General features: G+C 43.1%; 11 protein-coding genes, 2 tRNA genes and 1 pseudogene. 12 read left to right on the top strand and 2 right to left on the bottom strand.

The annotated features are described in order from the left end of the window. A pseudogene (locus BUA79_RS12635) lies at positions 1–180 on the bottom strand (IS4 family transposase); the annotation flags it as partial. Positions 181–358: 178 nt separating this feature from the next. Next, positions 359–442: transfer RNA gene (locus BUA79_RS01060), tRNA-Leu, on the bottom strand. Positions 443–575: 133 nt separating this feature from the next. Here BUA79_RS01060 and BUA79_RS01055 point away from each other — a divergent pair. The 12 genes from BUA79_RS01055 to BUA79_RS01000 all read left to right on the top strand — a co-directional run bounded on the left by BUA79_RS01055 (position 576) and on the right by BUA79_RS01000 (position 12,804). Next, positions 576–659 (top strand) — tRNA-Leu (locus tag BUA79_RS01055). A gap of 140 nt (positions 660–799) precedes the next feature. Then, positions 800–2,113: a methyl-accepting chemotaxis protein gene (locus tag BUA79_RS01050; RefSeq protein ID WP_073992500.1), complete on the top strand. Its 1,314-nt coding sequence runs from the start codon at positions 800–802 to the stop codon at positions 2,111–2,113. A 113-nt stretch (positions 2,114–2,226) separates the two neighbouring features. Continuing rightward, positions 2,227–3,096, top strand: a complete 870-nt coding sequence (locus BUA79_RS01045; RefSeq protein ID WP_073992499.1) for a Rossmann-like and DUF2520 domain-containing protein — start codon at positions 2,227–2,229, stop codon at positions 3,094–3,096. Next, on the top strand, positions 3,071–3,913 hold the full coding sequence (gene panB, locus BUA79_RS01040) for a 3-methyl-2-oxobutanoate hydroxymethyltransferase (protein ID WP_073992498.1): 843 nt from the start codon (positions 3,071–3,073) through the stop codon (positions 3,911–3,913). Before BUA79_RS01045 ends, panB begins: the two co-directional genes overlap by 26 nt. Then, positions 3,913–4,755, top strand: coding sequence for a pantoate--beta-alanine ligase (panC, locus tag BUA79_RS01035; RefSeq protein WP_073992497.1), 843 nt, complete (start codon positions 3,913–3,915; stop codon positions 4,753–4,755). Before panB ends, panC begins: the two co-directional genes overlap by 1 nt. A gap of 15 nt (positions 4,756–4,770) precedes the next feature. Next, positions 4,771–5,169 carry an aspartate 1-decarboxylase gene (gene panD, locus BUA79_RS01030; protein WP_073992496.1) on the top strand — a complete coding sequence of 133 codons (399 nt, stop codon included), beginning with the start codon at positions 4,771–4,773 and terminating at the stop codon, positions 5,167–5,169. Beyond that, complete coding sequence (gene coaBC / locus BUA79_RS01025) at positions 5,163–6,371, top strand: bifunctional phosphopantothenoylcysteine decarboxylase/phosphopantothenate--cysteine ligase CoaBC (protein ID WP_073992495.1); 1,209 nt, start codon at positions 5,163–5,165, stop codon at positions 6,369–6,371. Before panD ends, coaBC begins: the two co-directional genes overlap by 7 nt. 163 nt (positions 6,372–6,534) lie before the next feature. Then, positions 6,535–7,536 (top strand): deoxyguanosinetriphosphate triphosphohydrolase, encoded by a 1,002-nt coding sequence (locus BUA79_RS01020; RefSeq protein WP_073992494.1) that lies wholly within the window; start codon positions 6,535–6,537, stop codon positions 7,534–7,536. Between the two features lie 9 nt (positions 7,537–7,545). After that, complete coding sequence (dnaG, locus tag BUA79_RS01015; RefSeq protein WP_073992493.1) at positions 7,546–9,303, top strand: DNA primase; 1,758 nt, start codon at positions 7,546–7,548, stop codon at positions 9,301–9,303. A 16-nt stretch (positions 9,304–9,319) separates the two neighbouring features. Further along, on the top strand, positions 9,320–10,432 hold the full coding sequence (gene rpoD, locus BUA79_RS01010) for an RNA polymerase sigma factor RpoD (RefSeq protein ID WP_073992492.1): 1,113 nt from the start codon (positions 9,320–9,322) through the stop codon (positions 10,430–10,432). Between the two features lie 8 nt (positions 10,433–10,440). Continuing rightward, on the top strand, positions 10,441–11,133 hold the full coding sequence (locus BUA79_RS01005) for a tRNA (adenine(22)-N(1))-methyltransferase (protein ID WP_073992491.1): 693 nt from the start codon (positions 10,441–10,443) through the stop codon (positions 11,131–11,133). 21 nt (positions 11,134–11,154) lie between these two features. Beyond that, the gene (locus tag BUA79_RS01000; RefSeq protein WP_073992516.1) at positions 11,155–12,804 is read left to right on the top strand and encodes a nucleoside kinase; all 1,650 of its coding nucleotides are present in this window, start codon (positions 11,155–11,157) and stop codon (positions 12,802–12,804) included. Positions 12,805–12,826 lie beyond the last annotated feature (22 nt).

Raw genomic sequence — 12,826 nt, 5'->3', positions numbered from 1 at the left:
TTCCGTTCCTAGTGAGCGTCCCTCCATAGAAATAAAAAAATGAAAAAATGTATCAAAATCCAATTTCCTTTTCCTTGAGAAATCACTTTCTGGATTCTTTACAAAAAGCCAAGGAACTGTACTCATTTCTTTAATTGATTCAGAAAGTGTTTGTTTTACAAATGAAATATGGTCTCGCATGTGGTTTTCCTCCTTGAAATATATAATCAAAGGGCTTCGCCACATTTTTCTCATTATTTGTCAAGAGTTTTTTGGTTTTTATTACATAAAAAAAGAGCAGGGTATGTATTTCTACATACTCTACTCATGCGTCATTCTTAACTTAATGACATTGGCTGAAAACGGTTCTTTTTTTTAATGCGGGAAAAGGGACTTGAACCCTCACGTCGTTGCCAACACTAGATCCTTAGTCTAGCCTGTCTGCCAATTCCAGCATTCCCGCAAGTCGACTTGTATTCTCGACGAAAAAAAGTATATCATAAATGAATCGGTATGACAACCGTTTTTTTGCGTCTTTATAAATAAAATTTCCGCTTTACAATATCTAAAATATCTGATACAATATCCTTCGTCAAGCGGATGTGGCGGAATTGGCAGACGCGTTAGATTCAGGTTCTAATGGCCACTAGGCTGTGCAGGTTCAAGTCCTGTCATCCGCATTTTTGATGAAGTTGCGAATCCCTTTTATGCAGGGATTCGCTTTTTTTTGTTGTAAAAATCATTATTGCCAAAATTGAATTAATCCGGATGGAGATTTGTGACGATAACCTTATATAGCAATAATAAGGAGGATTTACAAATGAGAAATTTATCCATAACACTGAGATTGATAATCGGATTTGGGTTGACCGCCCTGATGATAGTGGCGGTAGGCCTGGTCTCCATGGTGGCAGCAGGCGGAGGTTCTCCTGTTGACAGAAGTATAATGGCCATGCTGTTGGCGGCAGCCGTCATCATCGACTTGATAATATGCATTGTGATCCTAAGGAGTATTGTTGTCCCATTGAATGCAATGATTGCGAACGGGGAGAAACTTGCATTGGGAGAGGTGGATATGGAGCCTGCCATGATTGCCAGAGACGATTTGGGCAGATTTGAAAAGGTTTTACAGAAAATGATGCTGAGCATGTGTGACCAGGCAAAAGCAGCCGAACAAATTGCAACTGGAGACATGACGGTTAAGATCAACGTCAGATCAGAAAAGGACATTCTTGGAATGGCCCTGGCCAGACTGGTAGAAAATAATAATCTGGCTCTGGTCAACATAGCATCTGCTGCGGACCATGTGGCTTCAGCCTCAAAACAACTCTCTGATACAAGCGTTGTACTTTCGGACGGGGCAACACAGCAGGCAAGCGCAATTGAAGAGCTGACGGCCTCGATGGAAGAAATCTCGGCACAGACAGAATTAAATGCCCGGAATGCGGATGAGGTGAATAAATTAGCTGAAGATACCCAGACCATAGCGGAACAGGGCAATTCCAAAATGAAGGAAATGCTGACCGCAATGGAGGACATCAATGAGTCATCCAAGAATATTTCGAAAGTAATTAAAGTAATCGATGATATCGCTTTTCAGACGAATATTCTTGCCTTGAATGCTGCCGTTGAGGCTGCGAGAGCCGGCCAGTACGGAAAAGGCTTTGCGGTAGTAGCGGAAGAAGTCCGCAATCTGGCAGCCCGTTCCGCAAAAGCGGCAGAAGAAACGACGGATATGATAGAAAGTTCAATCAAAAAAACGCAGGCTGGCACGAAGATTGCAGAACATACATCGGAGGCTCTGGATAATATTACTCAGGGTATAAAAAAGGTGACAACCTTAGTGAGTGATATAGCTATAGCGTCAAATGAACAGGCCTCTGGAATTGAGCAGGTTAATCAGGGCATAATGCAGGTATCGCAGGTTGTTCAGGCAAACTCTGCCACATCCGAAGAAAGCGCTGCTGCAAGCGAGGAGCTTTCGAGCCAGGCTGTACGTCTGAAGGAAACGGTCGACAGATTTAAGCTTAAAAATGATGCCTGCCAATCGTATACACTGGATTCCGAGGTGGAAGAAATGCTGGGTTCCATGACCGAAAGAGGCAGAAGTATATCATATGGCTTTGCCCAATAAAAAGATTGTAAATATATACCTGTTATGCTATTATTTTTTCTGAGCGGTATTCGTACAGAAACTGCATCAGATGAATAATGTTGTCACTTCAAGAGATAAATGGAGGTGATAACATGAATATAGGCATAATTGGAGCGGGCAGAGTCGGATGTTCAATAGGTAAATACCTCACGGAACATGCGGACGACTGCACGGTTGTCGGTTACTTTAGCAGGACTCATGATAAGATAACTGACGCAGCAGATTTTACTTGTTCAAAGGCATTTTCGGATTTGGACGAGTTAATTAAGTCAAGCGATACCCTTTTGATTACGACACCTGATGATTCAATTAAGGACGTATGGGATTGCATTGATAAGCAAACAATTAATGGAAAGATAATATGTCATTTTAGTGGCTCATTATCATCTGATGTTTTCGAGGACATTTTGGAATTTGGGGCTTTCCCTGGTTCCGTCCATCCTATGTACGCGTTCAGCGACAGATTTCAATCCTATAAAAATTTGAATGAAGTTGTTTTTACCCTGGAAGGACATTCTTTTTTTCTAAAAAGAATGGATCTTCTTTTTTCCAGTTGTGGAAATACCGTCTGCCTCATAGAGAAAGACAATAAAGTCAAGTACCACGCGGCAGCGAGTATGGTGAGCAATCATATGCTGGCTTTACTGGATACAGGCATTTCCCTGTTGCAGGAAATTGGATTTTCAAGGGAAGATGGCTACAAAGTATTTTCACCGCTTGTGAAAAACAACATATGCAATGCCGTTGATTCTTCGATAGAGGCTTCTTTGACCGGGCCGATAGAGAGGGGTGATTTTAATACGGTAGTAAAGCATTTGAATGGTTTGCAAGGATACCCAAAAGAAGTATATGGATTGCTTGGGAAAAACGTATTGGAAATCGCAAAGAGAAAGAACGCTGACAAAGATTATCTGAGAATAGAAAGGATATTAAATAATGAAAACCACAGTAACGACATTTAGAGATGCAAAACAAAATAAAGAGAAGATTTCAATGCTGACAGCATACGATTATTCAACGGCTAAACTGATTGATGCGGCAGGCGTCAATTCCATCCTGGTGGGAGATTCCCTCGGCATGGTCTGTCTCGGTTATCCCGATACCCTCAGCGTTACGATGGAGGACATGATTCACCATACAAAGGCTGTTTCACGCGGAGCGGAAAATGCCCTGGTTATTGCCGACATGCCATTCATGTCCTATCAGACAAGCGTTTATGATGCGGTAGTAAATGCTGGAAGACTTGTTAAAGAGGGCGGAGCACAAGCGGTAAAACTGGAAGGCGGACTGGAAGTTTGCGACCAGATCAGGGCGATTGTAAACGCATCTATTCCCGTCTGTGCCCATCTGGGCCTGACTCCCCAATCCGTAAATGCATTCGGTGGATATAAGGTGCAGGGAAAAGAAGAGGGACCCGCTAAAAAATTATTAGAAGAAGCAAAAGGAGTTGAAGCTGCCGGAGCGTTTGCCGTAGTATTTGAATGCGTTCCGGAAGCACTTGCTGCATACATTTCGGAAGAAATCTCCATTCCAGTCATCGGCATTGGGGCCGGAAGAGGGTGCGACGGCCAGGTACTGGTATATCAGGACATGCTGGGACTGTTTTCGGATTTTACTCCTAAATTTGCAAAAGTGTATAAAGAATTAGGGAAAGAAATGAAGGAAGCATTTGCAAGTTATGCTGACGAAGTCAAGAACGCTAAATTCCCGGAAGAAAAACACACATTTAAAATGGACGAGGGAATAATAGAAAAAATCAAAAAACAGGAGCTCAGCTAATGGAGATTATCACTACGATATCCGGAATCAGAGGCATAGTGAAGGAGTGGAAGCGGGAGGGGCTGTCAATCGGGCTTGTTCCCACAATGGGATACCTCCATGAAGGACATGAAAGCCTCATTGAAAGGGCAGCCAGGGAAAACGACAGGGTCATAGTGAGTGACTTTGTCAATCCCATCCAATTTGGAGAAAACGAGGATTTTTCGAGTTATCCGCGGGATATCGAAATGGATTCCATAATTTCCGGGAGAGCGGGGGCAGATATTCTATTCTGCCCTGAGGGTTCGGAGATGTATAAGGGCAGCTTCAGCACGTTCGTAGACCTGACTGGCCCTTCAGACAGGCTCTGTGCGAAAAGCCGGCCTTCACACTTTCGAGGTGTATGCACAGTGGTTTCAAAGCTGTTTTTAATCACAGAACCTGGCAGGGCTTATTTTGGACAAAAGGATGCCCAGCAGCTGGCTGTGATAAAAAAGATGGTGCGCGACCTGAACTTCGATATTGAGATTATCGGATGTCCGATTATCAGGGAAGAAGATGGTCTTGCAAAAAGCTCAAGGAATTCATATCTAAGCGAAAGTGAAAGAAGAGCTGCGGCAATTTTGAATAAAGCTTTGGATGAAGGGAAAAGCCTTGTTGAATCCGGTGAAAGGGATTGCGTCAAAATTATTGAAACTATAAAACAAAAGATTGCACAGGAGCCGCTTATGAGAATCGATTATGTTGAAATAGTAAGCTTTCCCGAAATAGAACCAATGGCAGTCATGGATGGACCGATACTGGCAGCAGCAGCTGTTTACATAGGAAAAACAAGACTTATAGATAATTTCATCATGGAATAGATACAGGTGGGAATAATGCTGATAAACATGTTAAAAGGAAAGATACACAGGGCAACAGTGGTTCAGGCGGATGTAAACTATGTAGGAAGCATAACTATCGACACGGAACTGATGGAGGCAGCTGGAATCCTGGAATATGAAAAAGTGCAGGTTGTAGATGTTGAAAATGGAAGCCGGTTCGAAACATATACAATTGCAGGCGATGCCGGATCCGGAATGATCTGTCTGAATGGTTCCGCTGCCAGGATGGTTGTCCCGGGAGATCATATAATAATCATGGCATATTGTCTGATGGAGGCGGGAGAGTCAAAGAACCATAAACCCTATGTAGTCATTGTGGACGAGGAAAATCGGATTAAAAAAATCGCCAGATATGAAAAACACGGCGCTCTCAGTGAGGAAGAATTATGTTAAAGGGGAAGACTGTGATTTTGGGGGTGACCGGAAGCATCGCGGCATATAAAATAGCAAATCTTGCCAGTATGCTGGTGAAATTAAATTGCAGTGTGCATGTAATTATGTCGAAAAATGCAACGAATTTTATCAATCCAATCACATTTGAAACTTTAACAGGGAATAAATGCCTGGTGGATACTTTTGACCGCGGCTTTGATTTTGAAGTAGAGCATATTTCTCTGGCAAAAAAAGCGGATTTGTTCCTTGTGGCTCCGGCGGGAGCGAATGCTGTCGGCAAAATTGCAAACGGTATCGCAGATGACATGCTTACAACTACGTTTATGGCATGCAGATGCAAAAAACTCATCGCACCTGTAATGAATTCCAGCATGCTCGAAAATCCCATCCTGCAGGAAAATTTGAAAAAACTGCGAGGTTATGAATATGGGATCATCTGCCCGGAAGTAGGGCGGCTTGCCTGTGGGGATACAGGCGCTGGCAAGCTCCCCGCTGAGGGAGTGCTGTTGGATCATATCTTAAGGGAAATCCATTATCAGGAAAAAGACATGTCCGGAATTAAAATGCTTATTTCGGCCGGTGCAACGGTAGAATCAATCGATCCTGTGCGGTTTGTATCAAACCGTTCAACGGGAAAGATGGGTTATGCGCTGGCAAGATGTGCAATGGAAAGAGGCGCGGATGTCACAGTGGTTGCTGGACACACTTCGGTGGAAGCACCATCTTTTGTGACAGTTATTAAAGTAGAAAGCGCTGAAGATATGTTTGAAATCATATCGGAAATGGTTCCGTCCATGGATGTGGTCATTAAGGCAGCGGCGGTAGCTGACTATATGCCTGAGAATTATCAGACGGAAAAGTTGAAGAAAAGCGAGATGGATTTGACAATCCGGTTTGTCAGAACCCGGGATATTCTAGGCTATCTGGGAGAGCAAAAGAAGCCAGGACAATTTTTATGTGGATTTTCAATGGAAACTGAAAATTTGATTGAAAATTCCAAGGCAAAATTAATCAAAAAAAATTTAGATATGATAGTCGCCAATAATCTAAAAGAAAAAGGTGCCGGATTTGGAGTGGATACTAATGTTGTAACGATAATCACAAAAAATGGGCAGAAGCATCTTCCAATCATGTCAAAAGATGAAGTTGCCTGTAACGTACTGGATGAAATACTTCGTATCAGGACAATAACAGACTGTTGAAAACCAGTGGGTAAGCCGGGATATTCCGGGCTTACCCACTGGTTTTCGCTTCAGTGTTTTCAGAAAAATATTGCGCTGGAATGATGACCTTAAAAAAGGAAAACAACGAAAAGCGCAGAATAATTATTGTGTAAGATAAAATGTTCGGACGGGGGTGGGTTTTTTGAGTATCAGGGATAAATTGGAAGAAAACGAAAAAATCTATTTAAGTCCTTTTGCGTCCCGCAGCAGGGAGACCCGGGGAAGGGACCGTCAGGAAGAACCGTGTGATATTCGTACTGAATTTCAAAGAGACAGAGACAGAATTCTCCATTCCAAAGCGTTCAGAAGGCTCAAACACAAAACCCAGGTCTTTCTGGCTCCGGCTGGAGACCATTACCGTACCCGACTTACCCATACTTTGGAGGTGGCCCAGATTGCCAGAACGATTGCAAGGGCGATTTCCCTAAATGAAGACCTCACGGAGGCCATTGCTTTGGGGCATGACCTGGGACATACACCCTTCGGTCACGCAGGCGAAAAAGCCCTCAACAGCGTTTGCGACTTCAAACATAACGAACAGAGCATCCGCGTAGTCGAATTGCTCGAAAGAGACGGGGCAGGTTTGAATCTTACATGGGAAGTCAAAGATGGTATTTTGAACCACAAAACCGGATGCAGTCCATCCACACTGGAAGGAAAGGTTGTCCGTCTGTCTGATAAGGTTGCCTATCTTCACCACGACATAGATGATGCAATACGGGGCAGGATACTGACAGATGGGGACATACCCGGGGAAATTGTCAGAACCCTTGGAGAGACAACCAAAATCCGTCTGAATACTTTGATTCACGACATAGTTTATTCCAGTCTTGGGAAAAACGACATCCATATGTCCCCCGAAATCTACGAATCCATGTTAAGTCTCAGAAAATTCATGTTTGAACATGTATATACAAATCCCCTTGCGAAAGGGGAGGAACCGAAGGTTACTAATATGCTGGTGGAACTGTTTGATCACTATTCCAGGCATTTGGAAGAGCTGCCCGACGAATATATTTATCTGATGGAAGAAAAGGGGCAGGACCAGATGCGGGTTGTCTGTGATTATATTTCGGGTATGAGCGACCAGTATTCAGTAACGAAATTCAAAGAACTGTTTGTACCCAAATTTTGGATATATTAGGAGGGGAAAATGTATTATCCGGAAAACCTGATTGAAGAAATCAGGCAGCGAAGTGATATTGCAGATGTCATTGCGGAATATGTAAAGCTCGAAAAAAGAGGAGGCACCTATTTCGGGTTGTGTCCGTTCCATAATGAAAAGACTCCTTCCTTCAGCGTTACGCCAAGAAAACAGATGTATTACTGTTTTGGCTGCGGAGAAGGAGGAAATGTAATCTCCTTTATCATGAAGTATGAAAATTTTTCCTTCGTGGAAGCAGTAAAGCTTCTGGCCGAAAGGTCAGGGATTGCGCTCCCGGAGGTGGAGTATTCCAGAGAGGCTAAGGAAGCTGCCGACCTAAGAAGCATTCTTCTGGAAATAAACAAAGAAGCAGCCAAATATTATCATTATCAGTTAAAAACTCCTAAAGGGTCAGATGCATACAAGTATTTTCTTGACAGAAGCCTGACCGATGAAATAATTACAAAATTTGGTCTTGGATTTTCTAACAGAACCAGTGATGACTTATATAAATACCTCAAGAGTCGGGAATTTTCGGATTCCCTTTTGAAGGAATCAGGTCTTGTCAGCTTTGATAATAAGGGCGGCTATGACAGATTCCACAACAGGGCCATGTTTCCAATTATGGACGTGAGAAACAGAGTCATTGGTTTCGGAGGCAGGGTAATGGGTGAAGGAATGCCGAAATACCTGAATTCCCCGGAAACAAAAATCTTTGACAAGAGCAGGAATCTATATGGGCTTAATTTCGCCCGGGCATCCAGGAAGCCGGATGTTATAATCTGTGAGGGGTACATGGATGTTATAACTCTTCATCAGGCTGGATTCACAAATGCAGTTGCATCCTTGGGGACATCGCTTACAAGCGGGCATGCCATGCTGCTGAGAAGATATACGAAACAGGTTCTTCTGGCCTATGACAGTGACACAGCCGGAATAAAGGCTGCAGTCCGGGCAATTCCGATTTTGAAAGGGGCTTCCCTGTCTGTAAAGGTAATTGATATGACGCCATATAAAGATCCGGATGAATTTATTAGAAATCTGGGAAAAGAAGAGTTTGCGGAAAGGATCAATAAAGCCTCCAACAGTTTCCTTTTTGAGGTAAGGGTTCTCAAATCGAAATTCGACCTGGCCGATCCAGAAGAAAAAACATCCTTTTATAATGAACTGGCAAAAAAACTTCTGGAATTTGAAGATGAACTGGAAAGGAACAATTACACGGAGGCGGTTGCCCATGAAATCTCCATTTCTTATGAAAGTCTGAAAAAGCTGGTCAATAAGACAGCCCTTACGTATGATCCGGTAAAATTCAAGGAATCTCCGGTTTCGGAAACGGTGTCCTTCAAGAAAGAAAAAGACGACGGAATTAAAAAGTCCCAGAGAATTCTCCTTACGTGGCTGACTGAGGATGAGTTTCTGTTTGAAAAAATTTCGGATATCATTGACGAAGATGATTTTATAGAGCCTGTCTACCATAAGGTGGCGGCAGTTTTATTTGAACAGCTGAGATCTGGAAGCCTGAATCCGGCCAAGATATTAAATAATTTTGAGAACGAGGAGGAGAATAATGAAGCAGCATCTTTATTTAATGAAGTAATACCTGGTTTTGAAAAGACCGAGAAAGAAAAATTAATTAATGATGCCGTTATAAAAATCAAGAGAAACAGTCTGGATTATCATGCAGGAAAGGTTCAAAGCATCGAGGATTTACAGAAAATCACCAGACAGCGGGCTAAACTGCAGAAACTGCATATAACAGTGGAGTAAGGGGAGGAAAATGATAATGGATGAAGCAAATACAAGATTCGAAGACAGACTTAAGGATTTGGTGGATTTGGCCAGGAATAAGAAAAATGTCATTGAATATGAAGACATTCCTGGGTTTTTTACGGAAATTGAGCTGGATGCGGAAAAGTATGACAGGATTTTAGAGACACTTGAATCCAATAATATCGATGTTCTGAGAATTACTGAAGACGATGAAGATGTTCTGCTGATTGCCGATGAAGAAAAGGCGGAAGTTGAACCTGAGCTGGAGATCGTGGATATCACCTCCATAGATGGTGTGAACATAGAAGATCATGTTCGTATGTACTTAAAAGAAATCGGAAAAGTCTCCCTGCTGTCAGGCGAAGAAGAAATAGAATTGGCAAAACGCATGGAACTGGGCGATGACGCTGCAAAAAAACGTCTGGTAGAGGCGAATTTAAGGCTTGTGGTCAGTATTGCAAAAAGATATGTGGGACGAGGCATGCTGTTTCTGGATCTTATCCAGGAGGGGAACCTTGGGCTTATAAAGGCAGTTGAAAAATTTGACTACAGAAAAGGCTATAAATTCAGCACATATGCCACTTGGTGGATCCGACAGGCCATCACCAGGGCAATTGCCGACCAGGCAAGAACAATCCGGATACCCGTCCATATGGTTGAGACAATAAATAAGCTGGTCAGGATATCCAGACAGCTTTTACAGGAGTTGGGAAGAGAGCCTGTACCGGAAGAATTGGCGGAACAAATGGATTTGCCAGTCGAAAGAATCCGTGAAATCATCAAAATATCCCAGGAACCCGTCTCCCTTGAAACCCCGATCGGGGAAGAAGAGGACAGCCACCTGGGTGACTTCATTCAGGATGAAAATGTGCCGGTCCCTTCGGATGCCGCTTCTTTCACCCTTCTGAAGGAGCAGCTTGTTGAAGTGCTGGATACATTGACGGACAGGGAACAAAAGGTCTTGAAGCTGCGTTTTGGTCTGGAGGACGGAAGGGCAAGAACATTGGAAGAGGTAGGTAAGGAATTCAATGTCACCCGGGAGAGAATCCGACAGATTGAAGCAAAAGCTTTAAGAAAGCTTCGTCATCCCAGCAGAAGCAGAAAACTTAAGGATTATTTGGATTAGGAGTATCCATGAATTTATCAAAAAGACTGAATACAGTGGCATCCTTCGTCACACCGGGAAGGATTCTGGCAGATATTGGGACGGACCACGGGTATATCCCGATACTTCTGGTCTCAAAAAACATCATTCCCCAGGCGTTGGCAATGGACGTTAATGAAGGGCCCCTGCAGAGAGCTTCTGCCAATATTATTGAGGCCGGTCTGCAGGACAGGATAATTGTCCGGCTATCAGACGGACTGAAAGAGCTCAAGCCGGGAGAGGCCGAAGCTATTTTAATTGCCGGAATGGGTGGAATGCTTATAAAAAGAATCCTCCAGAACGGTATGGAACTGGTCCGTTCGGCAAAGGAACTCGTTCTTTCTCCTCACCGGGAAGAAGATGAGATCAGAAGATTTCTGCATAAAGAAGGCTTTCTGATTGCTCGTGAGGAAATGATTAAAGAAGATGGAAAATTTTATGTAATCATCAAAGCCTTATCGGGTGAAGAAGAATATGAAAAAGAGATTTTTTATAAATTCGGATATTTGCTTCTGAAGCAGAAGAATCCTGTGCTTCAGGAATATCTTATTGCACAAAAAAAGAAAGCTGAAAAGATCATTTATGATATCCGTGAAAGCGGTTCGAATAAAAATCCGGAGAAAATCAAAGAGCTTGAAGAGGAGATCGTATATCTTGAAGAAGCGCTTAATTACTATTCTTAAGAGGGAAGAATTATGAATAAAATGATAAAAGTGAAAATAGAGAACGAACAGAAAGAATACCCCGCAAATACCCTTCTGAAGGAAGTTGCATCCGAATACCAGAATACGCAGAAGTATGACATCGTTCTGGCTCTTGTGGATGGACAGCTTGTGGAGCTTCATAAAAAAATCAGGGAAGGTTCAGAAATCAAATTTGTAACGGTAGGTCATCCTCATGGCATGTTTACATACAGGATGAGCGTTCCGCTGCTTATGCTGAAAGCTTTTGCTGATGTGGCAGGACGGGAATTCGCCAATAAGATCAGTATGGAATTTTCTGTAAGTTATGGAGAATACTGCAAATACTCCGGAACAGAGAAAGTGGACGAAAAGCTTCTCTCCAGAGTACATAACAGAATGCGTGAACTTGTGCAGGGGAATATCCGGATTGTCAAGCATTCGGTGAGTACCGACGAAGCAATCCGCATGTTTAAGAGCCAGGGAATGAAAGATAAAGAAAAAATGCTGAAATTCCGCAGGGTTTCCAAGGTTAATCTTTATGAACTGGATGGATACTATGATTATTATTTCAGTTATCTTGTTCCAAGCACAGGATATCTGAAATATTTTGACCTTTTCCCATACGAGGATGGATTTATACTGAATATGCCCATGGTAGATAATCCCACAGAGCTGCCGGAATTCAGGCCACGTCCTAAGCTGGTCAGTGTCCTCATGGAAACGGAACGATGGGGGGAAATGATGGAGGTAGATACTGTCGGCGCCCTGAATGAAAGAATTACGAAAGGCGATTTCAATGAGATTGCTCTGGTCCAGGAGGCTCTCCAGGAAAAAAGAATAGGGGATATCGCAACCCGTATTTCGGGAATGAGCAATAAGAGAATCGTGCTGATTGCCGGACCATCTTCTTCCGGCAAGACCACATTTTCTCGCAGGCTCTCTGTACAGCTGAAATCAATAGGGTTAAAGCCCCATCTGATCAGCGTGGACGATTACTTTTTGAACCGGGAAATGACGCCAAAGGATGAATTTGGGGAGTACAACTATGAGGTCCTGGAAGCCTTGGATCTGGAGCAGTTCAATCACGATATGAATGCCCTGCAGGAAGGAGAATGTGTTCAGATACCTTCCTATAATTTCATCCTGGGGAAGCGCGAGTATAAAGGAAAATATCTGCAATTGAAAAAAGATGATATTCTTGTAGTAGAGGGAATCCACTGTCTGAATGACCAGCTGACTCATTCTATTAAAAAAGAAGACAAATTCAAGATATTCATCAATGCCTTGACGCAGCTGAATATTGACGAGCATAACCGGATATCAACTTCGGATGGCCGGCTTATAAGAAGGATGGTAAGAGATTCCCTCACGCGGGGAACGGACGCCCTTGGCACAATTGCCCGCTGGAAATCCGTCAGACATGGGGAGGAAAACTTCATTTTTCCATATCAGGAGGATGCAGATGTGATGTTCAATTCGGCACTGGTCTACGAGCTGTCCATCTTGAAGCAGTATGCAGAGCCTCTGCTGTTCAATGTTCCAAAAGAAAGCGGAGAGTATGTGGAGGCCAAGAGACTCCTGAAATTTCTGGATTTCTTTTTGGGCGTAAGCAGCGAAGCTGTACCCCAAAACTCCCTTCTGAGGGAATTTATCGGAGGCAGTTGCTTTTGAGAGAAAAAGAAGATATAATGTC

The organism is Parasporobacterium paucivorans DSM 15970 (assembly GCF_900141895.1).
GTDB classification, from domain to species: Bacteria; Bacillota; Clostridia; order Lachnospirales; family Lachnospiraceae; genus Parasporobacterium; species Parasporobacterium paucivorans.
This window is presented reverse-complemented; position numbering and strand designations above follow the sequence as displayed.

Coding starts and splice junctions, on each gene's coding strand:
- panD (WP_073992496.1), top strand. CDS start 4,771: ATGCTGATAAACATGTTAAAAGGAAAGATACACAGGGCAACAGTGGTT.
- BUA79_RS01050 (WP_073992500.1), top strand. CDS start 800: ATGAGAAATTTATCCATAACACTGAGATTGATAATCGGATTTGGGTTG.
- panC (WP_073992497.1), top strand. CDS start 3,913: ATGGAGATTATCACTACGATATCCGGAATCAGAGGCATAGTGAAGGAG.
- dnaG (WP_073992493.1), top strand. CDS start 7,546: ATGTATTATCCGGAAAACCTGATTGAAGAAATCAGGCAGCGAAGTGAT.
- panB (WP_073992498.1), top strand. CDS start 3,071: ATGAAAACCACAGTAACGACATTTAGAGATGCAAAACAAAATAAAGAG.
- coaBC (WP_073992495.1), top strand. CDS start 5,163: ATGTTAAAGGGGAAGACTGTGATTTTGGGGGTGACCGGAAGCATCGCG.
- BUA79_RS01000 (WP_073992516.1), top strand. CDS start 11,155: ATGATAAAAGTGAAAATAGAGAACGAACAGAAAGAATACCCCGCAAAT.
- rpoD (WP_073992492.1), top strand. CDS start 9,320: ATGGATGAAGCAAATACAAGATTCGAAGACAGACTTAAGGATTTGGTG.
- BUA79_RS01005 (WP_073992491.1), top strand. CDS start 10,441: ATGAATTTATCAAAAAGACTGAATACAGTGGCATCCTTCGTCACACCG.
- BUA79_RS01045 (WP_073992499.1), top strand. CDS start 2,227: ATGAATATAGGCATAATTGGAGCGGGCAGAGTCGGATGTTCAATAGGT.